Below are 25,749 nucleotides of genomic sequence, written 5' to 3'. Positions count from 1 at the left end.
CGGCAAGATCGTGAGATCATCTATAAATACATTAACTTTAGGCCCAGAACTGTTTCATTGTTATTGCTTATGAATGGACGTAATCTCTACTCCTATTTGTTTATCTGGTTATGTATCTCTGGTTTAGTAACCCATAGCTTTGCTCAGACCATTACGACCATTTCACCTGCCAGCGTCTGCGCAGGTGGTGCCGTTACCATTTCGTATACAATAAGCGGCACATTTGCCGCTGGAAATATATTTACGGCACAACTATCTGACGCGGCTGGATCGTTTGCAAGCCCCGCTATCATAGGCAGTATCACGAGCGTAAGTGCCGGATCAGTTAACGCAACGATTCCGGCATCAACAGCCAACGGCGCAGGGTATCACATTCGGCTTGTTTCTAGCACTCCCGCTGCGACTGGCACAGCCAGTTCCCAGGCACTAACCGTTAACAAACCAGCCTCTCCCGACGTTACTCAGCCCAAAGCGTATTGTGTGGGAGAGACGGCTGTTCCCTTAATAGCCACAGGTTCGAGCTTAAAATGGTATGACGCAGCAGACAACCCTCTACCTGGAACTCCAACACCTGCCACCACTACAGCAGGCATCCAAATATTTAAAGTATCTCAAACCGTGGGTACTTGTGAAAGTTCTAAAGCAACTATTACTGTCACTGTCAATGCCAAACCAGTTCCACCTAGTGTGGGTAACGTTGACTTGTGCCTCAATGGCCCATCGGCTCCATTAACAGCCAATGGATCGAATCTAAAATGGTTTGATGCAGCGGGTACTTTACTGGGCGGGGCACCCACGCCTTCGACTTCGGCAGTAGGTCCTCAGGTCTTCAAGGTCTCTCAAACATCGGCTGCTGGCTGCGAAAGTGACCAGGCCACCATAAACGTCACCACTAAGTCCCTCTCGGCTCCCCCTGTCGGCAACCCGGCTGCTTATTGCCAGGGAGCTGGTGCCTCTCCACTTTCAGCTTCTGGCGCCAACCTGCTTTGGTATGGCCTCAACCAAACAGGCGGCACCGGAAATAGCACCGCTACCACCCCCAGCACAGATGCGCCCGGCACTCTACTCTATTACGTAACTCAAAACGTCAATGGTTGTGAAAGCTCCAGAGCTAGCATTCCAGTTACAGTTGTAGCCAAAGCCAGCCCACCAGGCACCTCCCCCCTGAGCTACTGCGTAGGCCAATCAGCCGCAGCTTTAACGGCTACTGGTGACAATCCAAGATGGTACCTAACCCAGACAGGTGGCACTCCTTTAGCTGCTGCGCCTATTCCGGCTACGAATGCGGCCAGTTCTATAACGTACTACGTCAGTCAAACAAAAACAAATACCTGTGAAAGTGACCGGACCGGGCTTACCGTCACCGTTAACCCAACACCTGCCTCACCAGGGGTAGGACCAATCGGCATTTGTTTGAATGGTCCATCTTCTCAACTGTCAGCAAATGGTACAAATTTGAAATGGTATAGCGCCACGGATAATCTATTAAGCGGAGCCCCTACACCTGGTACAGGTACTGTAGGAGATCAGGTATTTAAAGTATCCCAAACATCAGCAGCTGGTTGTGAAAGTCCCAAAGCGACGCTGACCGTCACCGTTAAGCCACTACCTAATGCACCGGGTGTGGTGAATCGTGCTTTCTGTCTACAAACGCAGGATCAGCCAGCGCAAAATGTAGAAGCATTAAATGCATTTGGTGAAAACCTGAAATGGTATAATCCGGATGGGACGTTCACGACCATTGCACCTGTACCACCAATTAGTCAGACCGGCGTGCAGACTTATTCAGTTAGCCAGACGTACAATGGGTGTGAGAGCCCAAATAAATCTACGCTTCTGGTTACAGTAGGTACAGCAGCCCTGCCGGTTGCGGTGAAGTCACTGGTTACGTACTGCATAAACGACAAAGCGGTGCCACTGGAAGCTACTGGCGAAACGGGTGGTAGTCTTCGCTGGATTGATCCCTATGGAAATGTTTCGAACGTAGCACCTATCCCTCTTACACTCAATACGAGCATTCAGGCTGGCGGTGATCCTTTTTACGTCTATCAGATCGGATCAAACGGTTGTTACAGTGGGCGAACGACCATTAAAGCGCTTGTTAATGCATTACCGACACTCTCGCTAGTTCCATCCGCAACCAGCATCAATATAGGTCAGCGAGTCGCTTTGCAGCTGAAATTTACGAGTGCTGCTCCCTTTAGCTACACGCTTACAAATGGCCTCTCAACAAGTGGACTTATCGGTGTAGTGAATAAATCAGACACAACTCTTTCGTTACTACCAACCAGTACAGCAACGTATCAAATTGTATCGGTAAGAAACAGTTGCGGAGTCGGACTACCCGGCAATCCGGCAACGGCAACCATTGCCGTTCGCGTACCTACGATTACAACCAGCACATTGACGCAGTTAACCGCCTGTGTTGGTACGTCGCTTTCCGTTCCGTTTACGAGTACCGGAGATTTCAACACGGGGAATTTATTTAGATTTGAACTGGTGAGTGTGGCTGATACGTCAAAAAAATTCAGTGTACAAGGAACAGCTACTGCTTCTCCTGTAACGGCACCCTTACCACTGACACTGGCTAGTGGTCAGTATTATGTCCGCGTTAAAGCGGATAATCCTGAGATTGCCATTATTGGAAGTAACAGTCCGACTCCATTGACAGTACGCTCATTAGCCACGGCGACTTTGGCAGGTACGCAAAAAATTTATGAAGGGTATCCTGGTAGTCTAACCTTTACATTTGGGGGAGATGGTCCCTGGACGGTTACGTATGCTGACAGCGTCCAGAGTTACTCGGCAGTTGCCACGGCCAGCCCTTATCCAGCAGAAGTTCGGCCTACCCGCACGACTACGTATCGCCTAACAAGCGTCGCAAACGGATGTGGCACGGGTACGATTTCAGGGACAGCGATTATCACGGTATTACCTCTATTGGGCGTCGATGACAATTCCCTCGATCCGTTGGTAAAAACTTACCCCGTGCCAACTACGTCTATCCTTACGGTGGAAGTCGACCTACCCCTGACTCGCGATCCAGCAACCCTCTCTCTAACTACTATGAGTGGTCGGCCGGTCTTACAACAAACGACGCGCAATAAGCGTCACGAGCTTGACCTTACTGCGCAACCAAGTGGTTTGTACCTTCTCCACATACAGGTTGGAGATCGGCAAACTACGCGAAAAGTGATGAAACAGTAAAAATAATGGGAAGTCAATGAGGGCAATTTCTGTTGACTTCCCACTAATGACTATTTTACTCATGCCCGACGAATACTTCATGGAAATTGCACTTGGTCTGGCCGAAGAAGCTGCGGCCGATGGTGAAATTCCCGTTGGTGCCGTTATCGTTTGTCGTAATCGAATCATTGCCAAAGCCCGTAACCAGACTGAACAGTTAAAGGATGTAACAGCTCATGCCGAACTGATGGCTATTACGTCGGCCACGCAATATCTGGGCGGTAAATACCTGACCGATTGTACGCTATACGTCACCCTGGAGCCCTGTGTGATGTGTGCAGGCGCCTTATTCTGGGCGCAGATTGGTCGATTAGTCATTGGTGCTAGTGACTCTAAACGGGGTTACAGCCGTATTGAGCCGTCGGTATTGCATCCCAAAACCCGACTCGAAACGGGCGTATTGGCCGAAGAAAGCCAGATGTTGCTAACGAAGTTTTTTAAGCACTTAAGAACATAAATTTAACCAGGCTTGTTAACTTACCCGAATAGTCTTCCATTCTAACAAAATAGTAAAATGGCTTTTGTATTAGATCCCCTGCCCTACCCTAGCGATTCGCTCGAACCCAATATTGATAAGCAGACCATGGAAATTCACCATGGAAAGCACCACAACGCCTACGTAACGAACCTGAACAATGCTATTGCCGGAACTGACATGGAGAATAAGTCCATTGAAGATTTACTGGCTAGTGTGAGTAAGGCCCCTGTAGCTGTTCGTAATAATGGAGGTGGGCATTATAACCACACGTTGTTCTGGAACACAATTTCTGGCAACGGCGGTGGTCAACCTACGGGTACGCTTGCAGAAGCTATCAATCAGAAATTTGGCTCCTTCGATACGTTTAAAGAAGAATTTACGAAGGCAGCAACCACCCGTTTTGGTTCAGGCTGGGCGTGGTTAATCGTAACTCCCGAAGGTGAGTTAACGATCGCGTCTTCGCCTAATCAGGATAATCCATTAATGGACATAGCCGAAGTGAAAGGTTTTCCGATAATTGGCCTCGATGTGTGGGAACATGCTTATTACCTCAAGTACCAGAACCGTCGGCCAGACTACATTGCTGCTTACTTCAATGTAGTAGACTGGGCTGCCGCTGAAAAACGGTATCAGCAAGGCAAAGCAGCGTAAGATTTTGTCGATGAATTATGGATGGTAAATGATGCGTTAGGTTAATTCAACAAAAAAAGTCCTCGTTCATCATTCATAATTCGTCTTTGAATCTTATCTTCGCACTCCTAAAACGGTGATTGTAGCTCAGTCGGTTAGAGCGCCGGATTGTGGTTCCGGAGGTCGCGGGTTCGAGCCCCGTCTTTCACCCTTCAAAAAGTCCTGATAATCAGGACTTTTTTTGTTTACATCTACATTCTTTTCTTATCCTTTCATAGCTGCTTCTCCTAGTAGTATAGGTGTTAATAGTATTTATTTTGTTTATGATTTTACAGAAAAGATTAAACAAAACAAAAGCAATAGGGTTAATAGGCGTAACATAGGGTGATGAAAGACAGAGTGGCTTCTGAAAACTACCGTTTATATCAACCCCGTTTTATCTGATTACCTTCTTTTCAGTAGTTAGTCTATCAACCGTTTTCCATGAGTAGTTACTCTATCAAAGATTTGGAGCAGCTTTCGGGCATTAAAGCCCATACACTGCGCATCTGGGAACAACGCTATAATATCATTGCTCCGCAACGTACAAATACAAATATTCGGACCTACGATGACCAGGATCTTAAGCTGGTCCTGAATATTTCATTGCTGAAGGACCATGGCTACAAGATTTCGGAAATTTCGAAAATGTCGATGGAGGATATGCACCTTGAAGTGCTTAAAATTTCAGCCCGCCAACTCAACTACCCTGATCAGATCCAGGCGCTAACCCTATCCATGATTGATCTGGATGAGGAGCGTTTCGAGAAAATAATCAGTACGAATAGCCTGCAATTCGGTTTCGAGAATACGATGATTCATATCGTTTATCCTTTCCTGAGCCGTATTGGTACACTGTGGATTACAGGATCAATAGGCCCGGCACAAGAGCATTTCATAACAAATCTAATTCGGCAAAAGCTTATTGTAGCCATTGATGGTCAGATGAGTAAGCTACCACCAACGGGTAAAACCTACATGTTATTCCTACCCGAAGGCGAATTTCACGAGATCAGCCTTCTTTTCGCCAACTACTTAATAAGGAGCCGTGCAAACAAAGTTATTTATCTAGGGCAGAGCATGCCATTCAACGAATTAATCTTTGTATATAAGCTCTACCAACCCGACTATATTTTTACGGCGCTAACCTCAGTTCCCACTAATCACGAAGTTCAGCCTTTTGTGAATCGACTGGCCCAGACGTTTCCTAATTCACAAGTCCTTCTAACTGGCTATCAGGTAGTTGGGCAAGATATCATGACACCAGAGAATGTTAGGATCATCAACCAAATCGACGAATTAATAAGGATAGTAAGCTCCTAAGCTGTCATCTACTCCGCTACCAACTGCTCCGTTGCCTAAACAACATGATAAAGTAGCTGTATCGCCAATATTGAATTAAACTAAACCCTGAACAAACGCCAGGGATCGCCGTTCAGCATACGTATGCGGATCACGAACTACCTGAAAGCCAACATGGCCGCCTGTTGGGGGCGTTTCCAGGAAAATGTAGCGATGCGTTTCAGCCAGCCAGTCCGGTGAGCATTCAGGTGATAGAAGTGGATCATTTTGGGCATTCAGCAACAAAGTCGGCACCGTAATACCAGCCATAAAATTAACGGCAGATGCCTGCCTGTAAAAATCGTCGGCACTATGATAATTGTTAACCGGAGCCGAAAAAAATTCATCGAAATCCCGCCAGCGTTTTACTTTCTCCAGTTTACTCATATCTAATCGTCCGGGAAAACGGTCGGCCTTCTGGTTCAATTTGACGAGTAACTTTTTCATGAACCGATTTCGGTAGAAGCGATTCGATGGGCGGTCGAGAAGTACGGCGCTGGCCTCCAAATCTGTCGGTGACGAAACGGCAACACCTCGCTTGATGGCATCAGGCAGTTGATTTCCATGTACGCCAAGGTATTTCAGCGTAATGTTCCCTCCCATACTATAACCAATAAGTACTATCTCACGGTATTGTTTTGTACGCAGGGCATGGTGAATTACTTCATTTAGATCCCCAATTTCACCATGATTGTAGAGCCGAAACGCCTGGTTCATTTCACCACTGCACGAACGGCAGTTCCAAGCCAATACGTCGTAATGATGCTGAGCGAAAAGCTTGGCCGTTCCGCGAATGTATTGTCGATTGCTATCGCCTTCGAGACCATGCGTCAATATAACCAACCGGTCATACCCGGTCTCAATCCAGTCCAGGTCAACAAAATCACCATCGGCCAGGACAAGACGTTCACGCTCGTAGGTTACGCCTGAAACCTTTCGTGTAAGACTAGGAAAAACGGTCTGCATATGACCATTATATTGATAGGCAGGAGGGCCAGGATAGGCAGAATGAATCAGCGGCATAGCTGGCGGATTACCGACTCACCGACTGTGGTGCCGATGTGGCCGACTTTTTGCGAAAATCTCCCTGTGAGAAATACTTTTCAATCAGGCAGTACATCAGGATAAAAAAGTACCGGCTGCCCATTTCCTTAATTTTCAGCTTTGATTCCCCGTATTTACGATTCGTCCAACTATTTGGTACCACGGCATAACTGTAACCGCGTACAATCGACTTCAGCGGTAGTTCGACCGTCAGGTTAAAGTGTGGTGATAAAAACGGTTTTATACCTTCGATTGTCTCCCGTTTATAGAGTTTGAAGGCATTTGTTGTATCGTTATATTTAATGCCCATTACCAGGCGGACAATGAAGTTGGCAATACGGTTGATGAATTTTTTGAGCGGTGGATAGTCAATTACTTTGCCCTCTTTCTCCCAACGCGAGCCGAATACGGCGTCGACATCGGTTTCCAGCATTTTATTGTAATATTTTACCAAATCTTCAGGGTCGTCAGATAAGTCAGCCATAAAGACAGCTACGCAATCGCCCGAAAATCGCTCCAGACCATACCGGACAGCATAACCAAAGCCATTAGGACCCGGATTGGTATGATACACCAATGTTGGAATTTCCGTAGCAGCCAAATTCTGCAATACCTTCAGCGTATTATCTTTTGAGTTGTCATTCGTCACAAAAATTTCGTGAGGAATCCCATGCTTAGCCAATGTTTGATACAGGGAACGTAGCGTTGGCGGCAAAGACTCTTCCTCGTTATAAGCGGGTATGACAACACTCAATTTCATATATAGTATGCGGATAATTTACACAGCAATAAAAGAATATCTATCAATTAGCTAACTGTACATATGTTTTACCGATGTGGTAAAAGTCGAAGTGAACTATAAAGTTTTGAGATTGGCTCCGGCACAATATAATCACGAATGACATCTTTCGTCTTTTCCCAATCAGGTTTACCCAGGTAAATGTATTTGAGAGCCAGTCGGGCACGTCGAAAGTAACTTCCTTCATATTGCTTGGCGTCGAGCATCATTCGGTAATAACGGGCGATATTTCGGCGCAAAATGGAATCATAGCGATAATCCAGTTCCCGATTAATATCACGATACATCTGGATTCGATTACGCAGGAACGTTTCATCGCGCTCGTTATCGTGGAAACTAGCACCCGCTCGATTCTTCCGATAAACCGACATGACGTCCGGTATATAACCAATCTTACCAAGTTTAGCCTTTAAAATCAGCCGGGGAATATCGCCACTCGACGACTCCCGAAACCAGGTTGGATACTCCTTAATGTTATTGCGATACATGGTGCTCGACGTAGCCATGAACCAGATTTCACTTTCGCCAATGAGATCGTCAACCGTATAAAATGGCTTCATATCCGGCCCATTGAGCAGGTGCGAAGGCGCCCCGTCTTCATACGTAATGAGCGCGTTATTGAAAACCGTCGAATAATCCGGATGAGCGTCCAGGAAATCAGCCTGTTTTTGCAATTTGAGCGGATCGGTCCAATAGTCGTCCCCATCCATCAGCGCATAATATTCACCCTTGGCGAGTTTCAGCGTATCCAGAAAGTTGATGCCTCCATTTTTACCCATATTGCGCGGATGTAGCACCCCTATCACCAACCCAGGATGTGCCCTTTCGTATTCCTGAATAATCTCCCGTGTGCCATCACTCGAAAAATCATCGCCGACGAGGATTTCGATCGGAAACGTAGTTTTCTGCGCAAGTGCGCTATCGATAGCCTTACGGATGAATTTTTTTTGATTGTAGGTAATAATCAGGACACTGACTTTAATCATACGCGAAAAACGAACCCGGTCTAAACGCTACGTATCGGGCGTGAAGACCGGGTTCTTTAGTTAGCATTACAAAGATAGTAACCAGAAGTACATTCTGGTTCATTCATTGGGTAGTAGTTCCTGATTAAACGGCGGCCTCCGATGGTGTGTTTTTAGCTGCTTGAATCTGAGTTTTCCATCCCTGGGGCTCATCTTTATCTGCAGGTGTTCCCCACGGATTGTAGAAAGGCAGGATAGCCACCCACCGTCCGGCGGGATCTTCCCAGCTGAAACGGTCCGCAAAACTTGACGGACTTACCCAGTGCGGCAGGTCATACCGGAACAGGGTCATATCGCCAATATCCTGGAAACCTTCTGTCTCAACAATATGATCGTTAATAACGTATCCTGTTCCGCCGGAATGATAGTCTTTACCGTACTGATTCAGTGCCAGAATCATCCCTACTTTCTGTGGATTAAGCGGATGCCAGTGCCGACCGAAGAAGCTGCCGCCCAATGGATAATGGGTCACCTGTGGATGGAAATAGGGCTCGCCTTTGCGAATACCATATTCCTCATTATTACCCGTCAGGCTGTTCCAAAACTGCCGCATCGGGTCAAAAACGCTCAGGAACGTTTGCTTCATCGGCTCATCAAGATCCAACATGGCGTCGAATGTATGATCGTGAAACAACTGCGGTGCTTTCTGAATTTTGGCAATGTGCAACCGCTGCTTATGCTGATTATTATCGAACGTATCGGGTCCTTCGGCCAGCGGAGTTTCTGCCGCCCAGGCACGCGTTGTGTCAATTATGGTCCGGAGCGTATTCTCGGGAATGCCCGTTTTAATAAGAACTATGTTTGGCTCATTCACCAGCCGCATCACTTCTTCGTAGGGAATCTCGGGAACAATCCGACCATCCTTGAATTCAGCGTCAACTTTTATCAGGTATTTTGCTACTTCTTTCATAGTTTTTCGCTTACTGATTTAGTACAAAATAGGAGGCTGCACACGTAAAATGCAAACGTCCTGAAACTGATTTTACTCAACGTAAGACTGACTTTGATCAGCTACCGGTTGTGTTGCATAACCAAACCCCGATGCACCGAAGCCATTCCCATTATAAAACATCACCCACTGATCCTGGTGGGGGAAAATGTGACAGTAATCCATCATTAGTGAATCCCAGCCTTCAGCCGATCGTTCGATGCCTGCCAGTTCATCTTTCCGTTCCCAGGTAATACCATCTTTCGACTCAGCGTATCCAATGCGATAACTACGTTGTACGTCAGTGCGGTAGTTGGTTGCGTTTCGATAAGAGAAATACATTTTGTATAAATCGCCATCCTTATAAACCGTCGGCCGACCGATCGCATCCGTAAATTCATCGTAGCCTACGCAAACATGACCCGTACGTTCCCATTTAATGCCATCTTCCGATTCAGCATATTTTACGTCATAAAAAGGTTCAGGATGACCGTTGATCACTTCGATTTTTGTGCAGGACAAGTACCACATCCGCCACCAGATCGACCCATCCGCTTTTTCTTCCCGCATCACACACGGCTGAGCAATCCAGACCTGATCGTAAATAGAGCGATCAAGCAAAGGGCCATCATATTTACGCTCAAAGGTCAGCCCACCATCCCGGCTGATGGCCAGCCCAATACCTAACCGGTAACTGGCCGTTTCGCTTTTATTCCAACCTGTGTAATACAGCCAGATTTCATCGCCTACCGGTAAAAACCACGATGGCATGGTTCCTGTTTCATCGAACATACCCACCGCCCCTTTGCTCAGACAGGCTTTGTCATGTATGTAGGTTACCTCGGATAAGTTGTCGGGATTAAGTTCGACAAAAGAAACAGCGGATGAAATAGCCTCATCGCGCGTGGAGAAATAGACGCGCAGTTTATCGCCCATTGGATAGCCAAATGGCACTTGTGCGTGTGTGCGGCTGAAGGCTTGTGAGCCATCTGGCTTATAGATTAATCCGTGTTTTGTCCACATTTGATGTAGTTGTTAAGGTTGGCTGTTTATACCGATCGTTACGTGCATAAACACGCGTTTGATCAATCTCACCAACGTAGCGGTAATTCGTGTCGATAAAGCGTTTAAGCTCGGGAAACGTCTCATAGCCATACCTGGCCCGGTCATTAAGCCAGGTTGAATGAGGCCCAACGGCATCCAGAAAAACAGGTGGTCGAGACGCCTGAATGTTTCGCATATAACGAGCACGGTGCACTTCCTGGTCGCTCCCCATGACCTCACGAATTGTATGATTGTCGCAAACACCCTGCGGCATCTGCGTTTCAACATTAAAATTAGGCGCCCACCCCCATACTACCAGATCTTCACCCGGTTTGGCCAGTTTGAGTACTTCCTGTGCTGTTGGTGATACGTAAAAATGACGTAGTGCGAAGGGAATCTGACGGTATTTATTCGACGGCTTATCTCCCTCCATCATCGCATTTGTACCAACCGAAATCAGAATTGCAGCTACCCAAAAAACGGTATGAACCGGCTTGCGAAACGTATCGAGGAACCAAGCATTCAGCAAACAAACCGGAATAACTAAATAGAGCAGGTAATGGGTAAACTCATTGCCTGGTTTGATGACGGCATAAGCACTTGAGACCAGCACGGCCACACTGAAAAACAATACGTCGCTTTTGCCATTTCCTTTACGGGAAAAGAGAACCCAGGCAATAATCAGGGCTAGAGTAGGTAATAAGAAAAGAACAAAATCGCTGGTACGGCTAACGAAAACAGGAAAATGAGCAAGAAAAACCAGGAAACCGGCACCGGCACTATAGGCCAGATTACTTTGAATATAGAAATGAATGAAGTCGCCAAACACGCCAAAAAACAAGGTCAAAGCGACAACTAAGACAGGGAACAGCAATCCACCGATCAACAGGCCACCCAACGCCCGCCAGAAACGGAAAGGTGTTAAGGTTGGGAATTGCCGGATCAATCCAATGAACGCAGCGCTCACAATAATGAGCGCTGTAGGCGTACCCTGCAATTTGGCAAACGGAACCAGGCTACTGACAAACCCTAATAAGAATAAACCAGTAACTGAGTCAAAAGCTCGCTGCTTGTATAACCGGGAATACTGCCAGATGGCCAGCCCAATCAGGGCCAGCGAGAGGTGTTCATTGGTAGCATGCAGAAAATCCAGATGCGTTGTAAAGGCCAGAAAGGCAATGGCTGGAAAAATCGCCAGGCGGGCCGCCCGTGGGCCGAAGAAGTTTTCGATAGCGAAATACCCACCTGTTACACTTAGTAGCGTACACCCAAAAGCGAGCCAGCGAATAACTACATAATTGAGGGGTACACCAAAGAAGCCGGGTAAGGAAACAAAATAACAACTTAATGGCCCCATCGTAGCCCCGTCCACGTATTTCCAATAAACAGGGTGATAACGTAGTGTAAGAGCCTGGGAAAGGAGCTGGCTTTCGTCGGGATTGAGTTCCCGGTTAATGAAAAGAACCAGAACTCGCTTAAAACATAACAAACCGATCAGCACGGCCAATAGCCCGATCTGCTGCTTACGTGACAGGTTACGACCAAAATCAGCCCACATGCATAAACCTCCCACAAACAGAAAAGCGAGCCAGCCTCCTACTTCCCAGAACAGGGGAGATAATAACAAATTCATTGCAACTTTAAATCAATGACGCTCGTGTTGAACGAAATGGTAGGTGAGTACTTCTTCACTACGTTGTTAATCAACGAATTATGGAGATATAATTTTCCTGTAGCCTCACTTCCTTCGAGTATCACCGGAAAAGAAGGCTACAGGAAAATCAGACGTTATTTTTGAAGTAACAGCCGGGCAGCCATGCTGTCGTGAATCTGGCTCATCGTCTCTTTTAAGTCGAAGGTCCAGTCCCAGCCAGGGTAGTGCTGCTTAAATTTAGTCAGATCAGAAATATACCAGATGTGGTCGCCACTACGATTGGTTTCCGAGTACTGGTAATTCATTTTGTTACCCGAAATCTCTTCGCAAAGGGCAATGGCTTCGAGCATCGAACAGTTGGCGTAACGGCCTCCGCCCGCATTATAAACTTCGCCCGGACGTGGATTCTGGTAGAAATGCCAGAACATATTCACCAAATCCCAGCTATGGATATTATCGCGAACCTGCTTGCCCTTGTAGCCAAAAATAGTGTACTGATTGCCCGTTATGGCGCACTTCATCAAATAAGAAAGAAAGCCATGTAATTGTGCTCCTGAGTGGTTCGGACCCGTCAGGCAACCACCCCGGAAGACCCCAGTATTCATACCAAAATAACGACCGTACTCCTGCACCATTATATCGGCGGCTACTTTGGAGGCCCCAAAAACAGAATGCTTGGTATGATCGATGCTCATGAACTCGTCGATACCATTTTCGAAATAGGGATGGTTATGATCGATTTCCCAGCGGGTTTCGGTTTCAATGAGCGGCAGGAAATTGGGATTATCGCCGTAAACTTTGTTGGTCGACGTGAAAATAAACACAGCCTCTGGGCAATGCAACCGGGTCATTTCGAGCATGTTCAACGTACCGACCGCGTTGACGCCGAAATCGGTAAATGGCTCGCGGGCGGCCCAGTCATGACTGGGCTGAGCTGCCGTATGCAAGACTAATTTTATATCGGTACCAAATTCCTGAAAAATAGTCTCTAACTGACCAACCTCCCGAATATCAGCTGGACGGTGCAGATAGTTACTGTATGTTTCAGCCAGTCGATTGCGATTCCACTCCGTTGAGCCATCAGCTCCAAAGAAGTACTGCCGCATGTTGTTATCAATACCAATAATAAGATCGAATTTATCAGCAAAGAAGGCAACCGCTTCGCTACCTATCAATCCAGCCGAACCCGTAACTAATGCAATTTTCATGTCGTTATACGTGCATAGGGCAAGTTATATACCCAAATAATACTACTTGTCAGGAAGTTTAACTGAACAAAGTAACGCAAATATCTCTACTTACGTTGCTTTTTAAGAAGTAAGTCTGACAAACGACCGTCGCTATTTAGCAAACGGTGAAGCAAAATAATAGCGATGAATCAGCGGCTATTCGCTAATCCATCGCTATTATTCATTGTATTTATTTGTATTACGCGCCCTGCTGAAGCGATCCTTTTCCAAACAATTTCTCACGAATTTTCTGCGTCCGCGCGTCTAATGCTGGATTTGGCGTGTATTTATATTTCGTTTGTACAGCCGCCGAATCACGACCGGTTCCATATACTTCAGGATCACCAGCCCGGTAGTCAGCACGATAGTCGTTTGCACGGTAATCGTTTTGACGGACCGTGTTATATTTCTGATAGTCGCAGGACGCCAGCGATAACATTGCCACCACCAATAAACCTGCACTGAATACGCGTTTCATAGCTACTTGATTACGAATTGATTCGACAAAAATAAGAAACAGTCGCTAGCCGACAGTCATTAGTCATTAGTTTTTTTGTCATTTCGACCTGACGACATAAAAATCAAAGTCTACTAATTCAGTTTTTTGATTTCTTCCCAGACAAAATGCATCAGTTCCTGAATATGCTCACGGGAAAAATCAAATGGTACGTTGGCGGCTGCGTAAATCTCCCGTATGGGTGCCTTATAGCCTAGGCTCAATGCTTTTTTGTAGCCATCAAGGCCTGCTTTCGGATCTCGGCGGTAATTACGCCATACACCAATCGCGCCCAGTTGAGCAATTCCATATTCGATATAATAGAATGGAACTTCATACAGGTGCAGTTGCCGCTGCCAGATGTATTCCTGGTAGAAAGCAAAGCCATCCCAGTTCGTTACCGTGTCGGCAAATTGAGTATAAATCCGAAGCCAGTTTTCACGCCGTTCAGCGTCCGTATGGGTAGGATTTTCGTAAATCCAGTGCTGGAATTTATCAATCGTAGCGACCCACGGCAATGTTTCGATGATGGATTCGAGGTGCTGTAATTTGGCACGACGCAGTTCATTGGCATCATCAAAAAACACGTCCCAATGATCCATTGATAGTAATTCCATGCTCATAGAAGCCAGTTCAGCCACTTCCATCGGTGGATTTCGGAATGCTTTCAGGGGCAAGTCGCGCGTCAGGAATGAGTGAACAGCGTGGCCTCCCTCATGAACCATCGTCACCAGATCACGCAGGCTCGACGTAGCATTCATAAAGATAAACGGCACCCCAATTTCCTCCAGTGGGTAATTATAACCGCCGGGCGCTTTACCCTTTCGGGACTCCAAATCGAGGTGGCCCATGGCCCGCATGATGCGCAGATCGTCACCTAACTCTTTCGGTTGGCCGTCGCCATCGAGCCGGTCAAAGCAGGTAATGGCTTTTTCGAGGAGTTCGCTGCCTGTAGCGAAGGGTTTTAAGGGTGGGCGACCTTCCACATCCACTTTCGTATCCCAGGGACGTAGTGGATCTACACTTAGCTTTCTTTGGCGCTCGTTGGCTAGCTCATTTAATAAGGGTACAACAGCCTCAGCTACTGATTCATGAAAATTAAAACAATCTTCCGGCGTGTAGTCGAAGCGGCCCAACGCAGCAAATGAATAATCCCGAAAGTTGGTAAAACCGGCGTTAAGGGCAATTTGATGGCGGAGATCACGAAGGCGGTCAAACAGTTGATCAAGCACCTCATGGTCTTTGTAGCGCCGTTCCCAGACTTTGCGCCAGGCTTCTTCACGAACAGCCCGATCGGTCGATTGAAGACGGTCACTGGCTTCGGGCAACGTCATTTCGCGACCATCAATTGTTACCGTCATGGCGCCAACAATAGCACCGTACTTGCGTTCTTCGGTCTGAAGCTCGGTTTGAAGCGGAATATTTTCTTCCCGGAAAATGTCAATCGCCTTTTTCATGCTACGTACCATTACGTCGTACCCTTCATCGGTCAATTGACTCAGGAAAGGGCTGTTAACAGCCATCAGGTCGAGGTCGTTACCGTAGGTGGTCATGGACGGCTGAATCTCCTCGATGAAAAAATTCAGTTCCTTCACCAATTCTTCATTGGCCGTGTCGCAAGTCATGCGGATGTATCGCCAGGCGAAATTCTCGGACAGGTAAGATTCCAGTTCGCTACGATCGACTAGCCACTGCTGAAGCTCTTCTGCGTTGTCGATGGAGCGATCAAGCAACTCCTCATAAAGTGGCTTAACATCGTTCCAGCTTTTCAATTCGATTGTCTCACCAATGAATGAACGGGTGGGCCGGGCAGGCAGGTTAATGGTTTCGTTTGACGTCATAGTACAAAGTAACACGACTGGTCAACGGCCAGCGCGCTAGTTATGATAATTTTTGATTTTTTCTATTTCTGTAAAATCAGCGTCTTCTCGTCAGCATAACGATTAATGGCTTTATTGTAAGCAGTTAGAAAACTTTTTTGTTCACAAAATTTGCATCTACGAAAAGCTTCGTATATGTTTGCTACGAAATTATTCGTAGATAAATTATGAAGCCAACTGACTCGGAATTAGAAATCCTGCATGTACTCTGGGCCAATGGTCCCAGCACCGTGCGGCAAGTGCACGAGAAATTGAGTCAAAGCCGCGATATCGGCTACACAACGGCACTAAAATTAATGCAGATCATGTATGAGAAGGGCTTGCTCTCCCGCGAGGAAGATTCCCGATCCCATACCTACACAGCAATAGTGAGTCAGGAAGATACGCAACGAAACTTGGTGGATCGCTTTGTGGAAACAGCCTTTCGGGGGTCAGCCTCGAAGCTCGTGATGCAGGTATTAGGGCAACACAAAGCCTCCCGCGCCGAGTTGGATGAAATCAAAAATCTCTTAAATGACCTGAACCGGGACGCCGGACGCTCGGATGAGTCTGAGTAAGCGAACGCATCCGCTTTTAGTGAACTGATTTTCTAGACAAACAGACTTTACACATCTTATGAACACGTTCAATTTTCTATCGAGTCCAGTTGCCGACGCTTTAGGCTGGACCTTGCTTCATGCCATCTGGCAGGGATTCGCGCTGGTGTTGCCGGTAGCGATAGGTTTGCACTTGCTCCGTAATCAGTCAAGTGTGCTACGTTACCGCGTGGGCGTACTGACCTTGTTAACGCAACTGATGACATCAGTCGCTACGTTCGTCTGGTACTACAATCCCGCATCGACCCTGCCAGTTCCTGCTACGTTAACAGGTGGTCAAATTATGTCCATTCGGTGGCAGACGGTTACCCAAACACTTCCCTGGCACCAGCAGATGCAACAATTCCTGGAGAGTCATCTGAGTCAATTCGTGCTGACTTACCTCATTGGCGTAGCCCTGTTTGGCGTACGGCTTGCGGGCGGCTGGGTATATCTGCAACAACTAAGTAAAACGGCCAGCCTTCCTGCTACCGTTGTTTGGGACCATATGGTCGATCGGCTGCGGGCGGCATTGGCCATCCGGGCTGTTGTGCAGGTTCGTGAGTCGGGACGAATTGCGATGCCAATGGTTGTCGGTATCCTTAAACCCGTATTACTCCTACCGATTGGCCTGGCGGCTCACTTGAGTACCCGTGAAATCGAAGCCGTGCTAGCCCACGAACTGGCCCATGTCAAACGCCATGATTACGGGGTCAATCTATTGCAGTCGATCGTAGAGATCCTGTATTTTTTCCATCCAGCGCTGTGGTGGTTATCAGCACGGGTGCGGGAGGAGCGTGAGCATTGCTGCGATGATCTGGCGGTGCAGGCTTGTGGGGGCGACGGACGTATTCTGGCCCAGGCACTCGCCCGTGTTGAAGAGCTACGGCTTTCGCAACTTGAAACACCGGCGCTTGCGATGGCTTTTGCCTCGAAGCGTCAACACTTACTGCACCGTGTTCGGCGGATGCTGGGCGCTCCAACCCGACCATTCGTTTCAAACGGTAGCCTGGTGGGCTTAACCCTGGCAACAATTCTGTTAATGAGCGTATCGGTTTATGCCGTTCAACAGCAGGATAAGCCGAAGTCACGCAATACGCAACCTCAACCAACGAGACGCCATAAGGCAGGCAATGGCACTGAATTTAGCATTACCGATAATAAGAAAGTAAATTATGTAATCTGGAAAGGGCAGAAATTACCCGCCAAACGCGTAGCTCACTTGCAGCGTCAGCTCGATCAGATCATGGCTGGCCAGCTCTCTCTTGACGCCTTAAACAAATCAGACCGCGATATCTTATTGTCCATCATCGAGACAAATCAGGGATTTGGCGAAGGCATGGATGCATTGGGTAAAGGTTTAGCCCACATTGATTACGACAATATTGTCGCGTCGGCGCTGAATAACGTACCGCTTAGCCCGGATGGAACCGTAGAAGGACTAGCCAAAGCTGATTACAATGCCATTATCAGTGATGCCTTTGCTTCTTTGGGAGCGTTGAAAACATTGCCTGATTCGCTTGTCAAACGACGTGCCTATCAACAGCGTCAGATGGACAGCTTAAGCCAGCTTTTGGCCCAACGGTCGCAGCAGGCGCAGGCACTACGTTCACAAATGGAAAAATTCAGATTTCCGATTGACGAACTGAATCGAAATCAGGAGGTATTTATGTGGCGGCAAAACAAATTGATGGCACAGCGGGAAGCCCTGATCGAAAAGCATCAACGGTTGCTGGAAAATGAAGGCAAGCAAAAATTGAGTCAGGCTGAGGTTGAAAAGCAGTTAGCCGCCCTTGAGCCGGAGATTAAGAAAATTGAAGGAAATGCGGAAGAATTAAGTAAGCAGGTTGATCAACTCAAACTAAAACAGGATGAATTCAAACTGCCGATGGACAAGTTGAAACATGAATCGGAGCAGCTCGACGCCCAGATTAATCAACTTGCCGATCAGCTCGGTCAATATGGCGACGAAATAGCGCGATTCCTACCAGATGCCATGGAGCCATTAGAACGACTGGAAATACACGAAGCGCCAGAACTGGCTCCCCGCCCGGCTCGTACACCACGAATTATGCGTACACCACGCCCAGCCGTTGCTCCGAACGCTGTTCATCCGGCAACACCGGCTATGCCAGCACATCCGCGTCTGGCACCAGTTGCACCCGCTCCTGCTAGCCCTCGTGCAAAAGTTGCCATACCGAAATCACCCAAAAGTCCTTTAGTCCCGAAAGTTGAAAATGATTAATTGAAGGCAAGCTTGATTTGATACGTTATAATGGCTTACGTCCCGTCCGGGTGTAAAAGACAGGTTTAAAAATTATACCCATGTCTTCGCCACCCGGACGGGACGTAAGCCATTACATTACTCAATTTCGATCACTACGTCCCGTCCGACGGGGTGAGCTACACAGGTCAGTACGTAGCCCGCTTTCAGCTCTGAGTCGGATAGGCCATCTTCTTCATCCAGTTTCACTTTTCCCGAGATGCAACGACCCAGACAGGCTGTGCACATGCCCGCCTGACAGGAATACGGCAGATCAATATCCAGGTCCAATGCGGCTTCCAGAATAGTTTGATGCGGAGCTACAGCAAACTTATATTCACTGCCTTCATACAACACCGTCACTTCCGGCGAACCGCTGTCTGCGGCCGTCATTGGCTCTTCCACTACGTCGCCAGCAGCAACGGGGGCCGTCGCATAACTTTCCTTGTGTACACGCTCGGTCGATACACCTACCAGCGACAAGGCGGAGCGGGCTTCGGCCATCATGCCATCGGGCCCACAGAGGTAGAAACTCGCGTTCTGACGCTCGGTAGCGGGCAATTGGTCGAAAAGCTTCGTCAAGGTGTGCTGATTCAGGCGTCCTGTTTCTCCTGTCCAGCCGTACGATGGCTGGCTCAGAATGTGAGTCACCTGAAACCGTGATCGGCCGTAAGCCTGCTCCATGGCATCCAAATGCGCTTTATAGATAATAGAATCCTGATTGCGATTGCCATAAATCAACCAGACGCGGCTGTTTGGCTCAACGTGAAGCGTCGATTTAGCCATTGAGAACAGGGGCGTAATGCCACTACCTGCCCCAATCAGCACAATCGTCCGACGGCTCTGCACATCAAGTTTTGGAACAAATGTACCCATTGGCTCCAGCGTTTCCAGAATATCGCCGGGTTTGATCCGTTCGTAGAGATAATTAGAAGCAAGTCCACCCGGTACGCGCTTTACGGATACTGATAATGATACGTCGACATGGGGCGACGATGCCATGGAATAAGACCGACGGACTTTTTGGCCGTTGATGTTGAGCAGGAAGGTCAAAAACTGGCCCGGCTGGTAGCGAATTTCTTCACTGATAGGATGCCAGAAACTTATGGTCACGGCGTCGGTTGTTTCCCGAACGACGTCTTTTACTTTCAAAAAATACCGATTTGCCATTACTATTCAGATTGTCTTTTAATAAAACGCGGAGGGAGCTACACTCGCTACACAGAGTTTTCTTTGTGTAACTCGGTGTAGCTCCCTCAGTGTTTTATTAAATTCTTTATACAAAGGTACGGCGAACCGCCGGAACTCATTCATCTTTATGAAATTCAACCAATCGCTCGACGGGTGCTTTTAGGATATTTCCCAGTTGCAACCCCGATTTCTGCACAGCCAGACGTAGCGGTTCGGCAAAATAATAGGCGATTGACCCCACAAAATTAACCGGCCACTTGTCCGCTTCAGGAAAGCGTTTAACGTAGGTAGTCAGGAAAAGTGTAAACGCGTCACTTACCAACGTAGCGATATACGGATGGGTGAGATGGTCGGCAAGAAAGGTCGTAAACGACGCGAAATAGCGGTTCGGGTATGGCTTTTGATAGGCGTTCTCCAGTAGTGTTGCCCGGTCGAGAGCATACCGATTCTGGAAAGCAGCTTTAAGATCGGCAGGAAGTCGTTCCTGAAAAAAATCGCGTAAGAGCGTCTTGCCCAGATAGCCCCCGCTCCCTTCGTCACCCAACCAGAATCCCAACGACTGGATGCCCCGTATGATTTGCGTCCCGTCATAGCAGCACGCATTCGACCCAGTCCCTAAAATACAAATAATGCCGGGTTCTTGTCCTGCACTTCCTCGGGCCGCCCCCAGCATATCACTGTTCACAGTAACGGTTTGCAAACTGGGCAATACGGCCCTCAGGGCATCGGCAACGATATAATTTACGGTTGGACCCGTGCAGCCGGTTCCATAAAAAAACACATTACTAATATCCGCATCGTTCAGATACGGTGTCAATTGCCTACGTAACGTAACGACTATTTGATCGATCGTCTGATAATATGGATTGAATCCATCCGTTTGAATAGCGCGGGGCTGCCCATCGGAAGAAACCAGACGCCAATCGGTTTTGGTAGAGCCGCTGTCGGCAATTAAAAGCATTGGTAGTACGATTTACAATTCAACGTTTATAGCTCAAGGATTAACATAAAGACCGTTAAACCCGGAGCATTAAACTAATTTTCCAATAACCGGAAATTTGGCAAAAACGCCGTCGGTATGGGGAGCATCAATCAGTTCGTTCGTTAGGTCCTGACCAGCCCAATGTTCATAATGGTGACCATTACGCCACAAGCGCGAAGCCGATACGTCGTAAATAAGGCCTTCGTAAGCACACCAGATTTCGTCGCGGTCCTGTCCGTTACGTAAAGCTAACTGCGAGCGGGTAAACGATAGCATCAAATTGGGAAGAGTTGGCCGGTATCCCTCCGTTAAGTCAACCGAACGAATTATTGGGTACCGATTTTGCGAGTGACCACAAAAATAACGTAACTTAGCCACTTCTGTTTATATGTATCAATTGATTATGAGAAAGACTTCCGTCATCGCTTTGCTTTCGGCAATGGTACTTGTCGGTTCATTAACGGGATGCAAAAAGACGTCCACACCGCCTGTCTCGGAGCTAATCGCTAAAGTATGGACAGCTACCAAAGTCGAGGAAGACAACGTGACCGTCTATATAAAGGGGGGAGCCAGTAATATAAGGGACTATGCTAAATTTAAACTCGACCTAAGCAAACCACCGGCCGTCAGTTATACAGAATATGATGGCAATACATTCGTTGGCCAGTATGCAGTCCCTGATGATCAGACCCTTAGCCTGACGAACCTGAATCCTCCTCCGAGCGATGGTCCGGCCGTTTCGTTTACGATCAATTCCATCGACGACAACAATTTAGTTATTACAAGAACAAAGGGTAGCTTAAAAACGGGCGGTAAAATAAATAAATACACGCTTACGAGTCAGTAGGATTTTGCAAACTAATTACCGCATGAAGCCGTTCCGTATATCAAGCGGAACGGCTTTTTTGTTCAAATCTATAAGGTTTCCAAAACCGCTTCGGCACGGTCTGCCATTGCGGGCCCGGCCTATAGGTTTAGATTTAACACTATGACTGATTTAAATACACTGGGCGAAATTGGCCTGATTGAGCGCATTCGGCAGGCGACGCCTACGCCCGCTCATATCGAAACGATACGGGGTATCGGCGATGATGCCGCCGTTTTTACCTGGGGTGACGATTACGGACTGCTGTCTACCGATATGCTTGTAGAAGGCATTCATTTCGATTTGACCTACGTACCACTGAAACACCTTGGCTATAAAGCGGTTACGTTTGGCGTCTCCGACATTGCGGCCATGAACGGGCTCCCCATTCAGCTAACCGTCAACATAGGCCTGAGCAGCCGGTTTCCGGTTGAAGCCATTGACGAGTTGTATGAGGGCATCCGGGCGGCTTGTGCAGCCTATAATGTGGATTTAGTGGGTGGCGATACAACAGCCTCTCGTTCGGGACTTATCATTTCCGTTTCGGTATTGGGCAAGGTTCCAAAAGATCTGATTACGTACCGACATACGGCGCAACCTAACGATGTCATTTGCGTAACGGGCGATCTGGGTGCAGCTTATCTCGGCCTGCAATTACTGGAACGGGAGAAACAAGTGTTTCTGGCTGACCCGAACATGCAGCCTAATCTTTCGGAAGAGCGGGCGTATCTGGTGCAGCGCCAACTACGTCCCGACGCCCGTACCGACATGGTTCATGAGTTGCGTGACCTTGGCGTTCGACCCACGGCGATGATTGACATTTCGGATGGGCTAGCGTCTGAACTGCTTCATCTTTGCCACCAGTCGGGCACGGGTGCCATAATTTTTGATGAAAATATTCCCGTTGATGACCAGACGCTCCTGGCCGCCGACGAGTTTAAGATCAGTCCCATTACGGCTGCGCTGAACGGGGGCGAGGACTACGAATTACTATTTACGGTTAATCCGCACGCCTACGAGAAGCTGGCAAACAACGCCCGAATTACGGCTATTGGCTACCTCACCGCTGACCCAACCCAAATCGTGCTGTCGACCAAAGCTGGTCAGCAAACACCAATTCGGGCGCAAGGCTGGACCAGTGTTACGCCGTAAGGATTGGCAGACAACGTAGTGATAACTTATCGCAAATTTTAGCAACGCAGATACCTGCAAAAACTTACTTAGAGTGCCCGTTCCAAAAAGGTGCTGGCAAATTTCCGGTTCGGGCGTTAGTCAAGCTTTATGGATAGTCGGGATAGGCAAGTGCCTATCCCTGCATTACATACTGATAAATCCATTCTGACAGCGTTGCCATGACACCTAACGTAGCGTTGTCATCTTTAATATCTTTCGACAGAAGAATCAGCACATACTTCCGACCGTCGGGCAGAAAAACAATACCCGAATCATGCCGAACGCCAGTTACGGAGCCGGTTTTATGCGCCACTTTTACGTCTTTCGGGAGCTTTGCCGGAATGGCGGTATTGAATTTCTGATCCAGCAACGTAGCAATCATCGCTTTCGAAGCTTCAGGACTCACCGCCTTTCCCGTAGCAATCCTGTCGAAAATTACCATCAGGTCATAAGCGGTCGTCGTGTTATTGAGCCCTTGCGCAAACGCTTTGTTGTCTTCCACACCCCGCCGGACCTGAATATCCTTTGTGCCCAGGTCGCGCATGGTTTTTGTTACGTTCTGGGCACCTACGCGCTCGATTACCAGGTTCGTAGCCAGGTTGCTACTCACAATAATCATGTCATAAACTAAGGCGGCCAATGTCCGCTTGGTTCCAACGGCTTTGTAAATACTGGTATCACTATCATCCGTAGCCCGCAAACTGTATGGACTACCATCGACAATGCTTTTGAACTCCGTTGTGATCGTTATAGAATCAGCAAGGGCCATTTTATGCTGAGCGACCTGCTTATACACTTCAATCATAACGGGTGTTTTCATGGTACTGGCCGCATGAAATGTCTCCCGCTCCCGAATCAGTAGTTCCTTACCCGTGGTTAAATCCCGAAAGGCGACAGCGAAGGTACCCGGCTGTTTAGCTAGTTCAGCATTGATTTTTTGAGTCAACTGATCCAGTGTCAGTGTAGATTGCGCGAGCACCGGCGACCAGGCGCAAAGGACACATACAGCCATTAAGACTGTAGTCAATGTTGTATTTTTCAGAACCATTCTTAACGTATTGATTTTATCAAATTACGGTTAATTATTACGCTATTCTTCTGCCTTTTACAAACGAATTAGCGAACCCGGATAAACTTAGAATAGCAGTATTGCTCGCAAAACGGCTTCAGCAATAACGTATCTTTTTTAAACTCCAGGCCTTGCAGAAAGGGGACATTTGCCCGGTTCGTACTAATGAAAAAATTAATAAATAGACTGTCGGGGTAAGTTGGATCGATCCGGTAATATTTAATCGGAGCGTAATACGTCATTTCGGTACCGCTGCGACTTAGCGTGCCGTCAGTGCCGAATGTCAACGTTTGGGGAGGGGCGCTCGGGTAGCGTTTTGTGGTGTAGAAAGACGTATCACGGCTGATGCGTATCGTATCAATCGTTACAACGTAAATGGAGTCTTTATTAAGAGTAGAATCTTTTTGTGATATATAGGAGAACAGTACCGAATCTTTGGAAAATCGGCGTTCATAAAGCTGCCACGAGCCAGTAAGGCGTGAGTCAACGGTGCCGGGCGAAAAATCGGCGTTTTTTTCTTTACATGTAATGAGCAAACTGGCCAGAAGTAATACCAGACTTAAGTAGAGAACTTTTTTCACAGATTAATCAGCAGTTCGTAAAGCTAACGAACAGAGTGTTTCCGCCATTGTATAATATGGTCAGGAGGTAGTCAGGTATGATCAGGAAGTAGCCAAACAATAACTAACTATTTCCTAACCTTACTGACCACCTCCTGACAGCTTATTTAAACAAACTCCGCGCCCCGCTCTTTAGCGTCGGCAACAAAGTTTTTCACCTTTTGCTCTTCTTCCTTGCGGCAAATCATCAATACGTTGTCGTATTCAGCGACAATGTAGCCGTCTAAGCCATTAACCACCACCAGACGGTCTTTCGGCGTTTTGATAATACAGTTTTTGGTATCATACAACATGATATGGCCGTCAATCACGTTGAGATCGTCGTTCTTATCCGACACTTCATAGAGGGATTTCCACGTACCTAAATCCGACCATCCAAAATCACTCAGCACGACATAGACGTTCTTGGCTTTTTCCATCACCCCGTTGTCAATCGACACACTGCTGGTTAGTGAATAAGCTCTGTCAATAAATGCTTTCTCGTGGCTGGTATAATACTTGCCCGTTCCTTCGGCAAAAATCTCGGCAATTTCAGGTAAATAAGCCTCAAAAGCTTTAATGATAGACTGGACATTCCAGACGAAAATACCCGCATTCCACACGAATTCACCACTCTCTACAAACTGCTGAGCTAGCTCAAGGTGTGGTTTTTCCGTGAAGGTCTTAACTTTTTTGATCGTTTTCTCCGACTCAGGAATATACTGAATGTAGCCGTAACCCGTATCCGGGCGGCTGGGCTGGATACCGAGCGTTACCAGAATGTCCTGCTCTTTCGTCGCATCCAGCGCCGACTGAATGGTACGTTTGAACTCCTCTTCTTTTATAATAATGTGATCAGCCGGAGCCACTACGATGTTGGCTTCGGGGTCTTGCTGCGCAATTTTGTAACAGGCGTAGGCGATACAGGGCGCGGTATTTCGGGCAATGGGCTCACACAGTATTTGATCGTCTGTCAGTTGCGGAAGTTGCTGCTGGCAGAGGTCTTTGTAAAGCGCACTGGTAACGATAAATATATTTTCGGAGGGACATACGCCATCAAATCGATCGGCGGTTTGCTGAAGCAATGTTCGGCCCGTGCCAAGTACATCGTGAAATTGTTTAGGATAACTCGTCCGGCTGAAAGGCCAGAACCGTGTTCCGACTCCTCCCGCCATAATAATGACATACGTATGATTCAT

Annotated in this window: 23 protein-coding genes and 1 tRNA gene; 9 read left to right on the top strand and 15 right to left on the bottom strand. The window is 47.5% G+C overall.

Annotated features, from left to right (window positions below; all coding sequences use genetic code 11):
• Window positions 1-69: 69 nt before the first annotated feature.
• The 5 genes from BM202_RS21925 (at window position 70) to BM202_RS21905 (ending at window position 5,716) form a co-directional block, all read left to right on the top strand.
• Window positions 70-3,207 carry a T9SS type A sorting domain-containing protein gene (locus tag BM202_RS21925; RefSeq protein ID WP_093830103.1) on the top strand — a complete coding sequence of 1,046 codons (3,138 nt, stop codon included), beginning with the start codon at window positions 70-72 and terminating at the stop codon, window positions 3,205-3,207.
• 61 nt (window positions 3,208-3,268) lie between these two features.
• On the top strand, window positions 3,269-3,703 hold the full coding sequence (locus BM202_RS21920) for a nucleoside deaminase (RefSeq protein ID WP_093830101.1): 435 nt from the start codon (window positions 3,269-3,271) through the stop codon (window positions 3,701-3,703).
• 57 nt (window positions 3,704-3,760) lie between these two features.
• Window positions 3,761-4,375 (top strand): superoxide dismutase, encoded by a 615-nt coding sequence (locus BM202_RS21915; protein ID WP_093830099.1) that lies wholly within the window; start codon window positions 3,761-3,763, stop codon window positions 4,373-4,375.
• A gap of 114 nt (window positions 4,376-4,489) precedes the next feature.
• Window positions 4,490-4,565: transfer RNA gene (locus tag BM202_RS21910), tRNA-His, on the top strand.
• 272 nt (window positions 4,566-4,837) lie between these two features.
• Window positions 4,838-5,716, top strand: a complete 879-nt coding sequence (locus BM202_RS21905) for a MerR family transcriptional regulator (RefSeq protein ID WP_093830097.1) — start codon at window positions 4,838-4,840, stop codon at window positions 5,714-5,716.
• Between the two features lie 75 nt (window positions 5,717-5,791).
• On the opposite strand, the gene BM202_RS21900 is transcribed toward BM202_RS21905, so the two are convergent.
• The 9 genes from BM202_RS21900 to BM202_RS21860 all read right to left on the bottom strand — a co-directional run bounded on the left by BM202_RS21900 (window position 5,792) and on the right by BM202_RS21860 (window position 15,794).
• Entirely contained in the window at window positions 5,792-6,757 is a 966-nt protein-coding gene (locus tag BM202_RS21900; protein ID WP_093830095.1) for a YheT family hydrolase, read from the bottom strand.
• Between the two features lie 10 nt (window positions 6,758-6,767).
• Window positions 6,768-7,538 (bottom strand): glycosyltransferase family 2 protein, encoded by a 771-nt coding sequence (locus BM202_RS21895; RefSeq protein WP_093830093.1) that lies wholly within the window; start codon window positions 7,536-7,538, stop codon window positions 6,768-6,770.
• A 68-nt stretch (window positions 7,539-7,606) separates the two neighbouring features.
• Window positions 7,607-8,563, bottom strand: a complete 957-nt coding sequence (locus tag BM202_RS21890) for a glycosyltransferase family 2 protein (protein WP_093830091.1) — start codon at window positions 8,561-8,563, stop codon at window positions 7,607-7,609.
• A 124-nt stretch (window positions 8,564-8,687) separates the two neighbouring features.
• Complete coding sequence (locus tag BM202_RS21885) at window positions 8,688-9,512, bottom strand: hypothetical protein (RefSeq protein ID WP_093830089.1); 825 nt, start codon at window positions 9,510-9,512, stop codon at window positions 8,688-8,690.
• Window positions 9,513-9,584: 72 nt separating this feature from the next.
• A complete protein-coding gene (locus BM202_RS21880; RefSeq protein ID WP_093830087.1) occupies window positions 9,585-10,553 on the bottom strand; it encodes a glycoside hydrolase family protein in 969 nt (322 codons plus the stop codon).
• Window positions 10,525-12,207, bottom strand: coding sequence for a hypothetical protein (locus BM202_RS21875; RefSeq protein ID WP_093830085.1), 1,683 nt, complete (start codon window positions 12,205-12,207; stop codon window positions 10,525-10,527). Before BM202_RS21875 ends, BM202_RS21880 begins: the two co-directional genes overlap by 29 nt.
• Before the next feature lie 155 nt (window positions 12,208-12,362).
• Window positions 12,363-13,436 carry an NAD-dependent epimerase/dehydratase family protein gene (locus tag BM202_RS21870; RefSeq protein ID WP_093830083.1) on the bottom strand — a complete coding sequence of 358 codons (1,074 nt, stop codon included), beginning with the start codon at window positions 13,434-13,436 and terminating at the stop codon, window positions 12,363-12,365.
• 220 nt (window positions 13,437-13,656) lie between these two features.
• Window positions 13,657-13,935: a hypothetical protein gene (locus BM202_RS21865; RefSeq protein ID WP_093830081.1), complete on the bottom strand. Its 279-nt coding sequence runs from the start codon at window positions 13,933-13,935 to the stop codon at window positions 13,657-13,659.
• Between the two features lie 113 nt (window positions 13,936-14,048).
• On the bottom strand, window positions 14,049-15,794 hold the full coding sequence (locus BM202_RS21860) for a M3 family oligoendopeptidase (protein WP_093830079.1): 1,746 nt from the start codon (window positions 15,792-15,794) through the stop codon (window positions 14,049-14,051).
• A gap of 206 nt (window positions 15,795-16,000) precedes the next feature.
• Here BM202_RS21860 and BM202_RS21855 point away from each other — a divergent pair, with 206 nt between their 5' ends.
• Both BM202_RS21855 and BM202_RS21850 read left to right on the top strand, forming a co-directional pair.
• Window positions 16,001-16,390 carry a BlaI/MecI/CopY family transcriptional regulator gene (locus BM202_RS21855; protein ID WP_093830077.1) on the top strand — a complete coding sequence of 130 codons (390 nt, stop codon included), beginning with the start codon at window positions 16,001-16,003 and terminating at the stop codon, window positions 16,388-16,390.
• Window positions 16,391-16,448: 58 nt separating this feature from the next.
• Entirely contained in the window at window positions 16,449-18,653 is a 2,205-nt protein-coding gene (locus BM202_RS21850) for a M56 family metallopeptidase (protein ID WP_093830075.1), read from the top strand.
• A gap of 117 nt (window positions 18,654-18,770) precedes the next feature.
• Here BM202_RS21850 and BM202_RS21845 read toward each other — a convergent pair whose 3' ends face one another.
• From BM202_RS21845 to BM202_RS21835, 3 genes are all read right to left on the bottom strand, one after another.
• Window positions 18,771-19,841 carry a ferredoxin--NADP reductase gene (locus tag BM202_RS21845; RefSeq protein ID WP_093830073.1) on the bottom strand — a complete coding sequence of 357 codons (1,071 nt, stop codon included), beginning with the start codon at window positions 19,839-19,841 and terminating at the stop codon, window positions 18,771-18,773.
• A gap of 136 nt (window positions 19,842-19,977) precedes the next feature.
• A complete protein-coding gene (locus BM202_RS21840; protein ID WP_093830071.1) occupies window positions 19,978-20,823 on the bottom strand; it encodes a BadF/BadG/BcrA/BcrD ATPase family protein in 846 nt (281 codons plus the stop codon).
• Between the two features lie 69 nt (window positions 20,824-20,892).
• Window positions 20,893-21,120, bottom strand: a complete 228-nt coding sequence (locus tag BM202_RS21835) for a cytochrome b5 domain-containing protein (RefSeq protein WP_093830069.1) — start codon at window positions 21,118-21,120, stop codon at window positions 20,893-20,895.
• A 127-nt stretch (window positions 21,121-21,247) separates the two neighbouring features.
• Here BM202_RS21835 and BM202_RS21830 point away from each other — a divergent pair, with 127 nt between their 5' ends.
• Entirely contained in the window at window positions 21,248-21,691 is a 444-nt protein-coding gene (locus BM202_RS21830) for a hypothetical protein (protein ID WP_093830181.1), read from the top strand.
• A gap of 141 nt (window positions 21,692-21,832) precedes the next feature.
• Window positions 21,833-22,861, top strand: coding sequence for a thiamine-phosphate kinase (gene thiL, locus BM202_RS21825; protein ID WP_093830067.1), 1,029 nt, complete (start codon window positions 21,833-21,835; stop codon window positions 22,859-22,861).
• 154 nt (window positions 22,862-23,015) lie between these two features.
• On the opposite strand, the gene BM202_RS21820 is transcribed toward thiL, so the two are convergent.
• From BM202_RS21820 to BM202_RS21810, 3 genes are all read right to left on the bottom strand, one after another.
• Window positions 23,016-23,894, bottom strand: coding sequence for a serine hydrolase (locus tag BM202_RS21820; RefSeq protein WP_177236649.1), 879 nt, complete (start codon window positions 23,892-23,894; stop codon window positions 23,016-23,018).
• A 104-nt stretch (window positions 23,895-23,998) separates the two neighbouring features.
• Window positions 23,999-24,532 carry a hypothetical protein gene (locus BM202_RS21815; RefSeq protein ID WP_093830063.1) on the bottom strand — a complete coding sequence of 178 codons (534 nt, stop codon included), beginning with the start codon at window positions 24,530-24,532 and terminating at the stop codon, window positions 23,999-24,001.
• A gap of 146 nt (window positions 24,533-24,678) precedes the next feature.
• A complete protein-coding gene (locus BM202_RS21810; protein ID WP_093830062.1) occupies window positions 24,679-25,749 on the bottom strand; it encodes a mannose-1-phosphate guanylyltransferase in 1,071 nt (356 codons plus the stop codon).

Source organism: Spirosoma endophyticum (assembly GCF_900112365.1).
GTDB lineage: Bacteria > Bacteroidota > Bacteroidia > Cytophagales > Spirosomataceae > Spirosoma > Spirosoma endophyticum.
The sequence above is the reverse complement of the archived record's forward strand: the minus strand, read 5'-3'. Positions and strand labels throughout refer to the sequence as shown.

Bases quoted from the DNA above. Each gene is read 5' to 3' on its own strand.
- BM202_RS21820 (WP_177236649.1), bottom strand. From the start codon at position 23,894: ATGGCTGTATGTGTCCTTTGCGCCTGGTCGCCGGTGCTCGCGCAATCT.
- BM202_RS21880 (WP_093830087.1), bottom strand. From the start codon at position 10,553: ATGTGGACAAAACACGGATTAATCTATAAGCCAGATGGCTCACAAGCC.
- BM202_RS21870 (WP_093830083.1), bottom strand. From the start codon at position 13,436: ATGAAAATTGCATTAGTTACGGGTTCGGCTGGATTGATAGGTAGCGAA.
- BM202_RS21810 (WP_093830062.1), bottom strand. From the start codon at position 25,749: ATGAATCATACGTATGTCATTATTATGGCGGGAGGAGTCGGAACACGG.
- BM202_RS21840 (WP_093830071.1), bottom strand. From the start codon at position 20,823: ATGCTTTTAATTGCCGACAGCGGCTCTACCAAAACCGATTGGCGTCTG.
- thiL (WP_093830067.1), top strand. From the start codon at position 21,833: ATGACTGATTTAAATACACTGGGCGAAATTGGCCTGATTGAGCGCATT.
- BM202_RS21855 (WP_093830077.1), top strand. From the start codon at position 16,001: ATGAAGCCAACTGACTCGGAATTAGAAATCCTGCATGTACTCTGGGCC.
- BM202_RS21860 (WP_093830079.1), bottom strand. From the start codon at position 15,794: ATGACGTCAAACGAAACCATTAACCTGCCTGCCCGGCCCACCCGTTCA.
- BM202_RS21895 (WP_093830093.1), bottom strand. From the start codon at position 7,538: ATGAAATTGAGTGTTGTCATACCCGCTTATAACGAGGAAGAGTCTTTG.
- BM202_RS21875 (WP_093830085.1), bottom strand. From the start codon at position 12,207: ATGAATTTGTTATTATCTCCCCTGTTCTGGGAAGTAGGAGGCTGGCTC.
- BM202_RS21905 (WP_093830097.1), top strand. From the start codon at position 4,838: ATGAGTAGTTACTCTATCAAAGATTTGGAGCAGCTTTCGGGCATTAAA.
- BM202_RS21925 (WP_093830103.1), top strand. From the start codon at position 70: ATGAATGGACGTAATCTCTACTCCTATTTGTTTATCTGGTTATGTATC.
- BM202_RS21865 (WP_093830081.1), bottom strand. From the start codon at position 13,935: ATGAAACGCGTATTCAGTGCAGGTTTATTGGTGGTGGCAATGTTATCG.
- BM202_RS21885 (WP_093830089.1), bottom strand. From the start codon at position 9,512: ATGAAAGAAGTAGCAAAATACCTGATAAAAGTTGACGCTGAATTCAAG.
- BM202_RS21850 (WP_093830075.1), top strand. From the start codon at position 16,449: ATGAACACGTTCAATTTTCTATCGAGTCCAGTTGCCGACGCTTTAGGC.
- BM202_RS21835 (WP_093830069.1), bottom strand. From the start codon at position 21,120: ATGCTATCGTTTACCCGCTCGCAGTTAGCTTTACGTAACGGACAGGAC.
- BM202_RS21890 (WP_093830091.1), bottom strand. From the start codon at position 8,563: ATGATTAAAGTCAGTGTCCTGATTATTACCTACAATCAAAAAAAATTC.
- BM202_RS21900 (WP_093830095.1), bottom strand. From the start codon at position 6,757: ATGCCGCTGATTCATTCTGCCTATCCTGGCCCTCCTGCCTATCAATAT.
- BM202_RS21920 (WP_093830101.1), top strand. From the start codon at position 3,269: ATGCCCGACGAATACTTCATGGAAATTGCACTTGGTCTGGCCGAAGAA.
- BM202_RS21915 (WP_093830099.1), top strand. From the start codon at position 3,761: ATGGCTTTTGTATTAGATCCCCTGCCCTACCCTAGCGATTCGCTCGAA.
- BM202_RS21845 (WP_093830073.1), bottom strand. From the start codon at position 19,841: ATGGCAAATCGGTATTTTTTGAAAGTAAAAGACGTCGTTCGGGAAACA.
- BM202_RS21830 (WP_093830181.1), top strand. From the start codon at position 21,248: ATGAGAAAGACTTCCGTCATCGCTTTGCTTTCGGCAATGGTACTTGTC.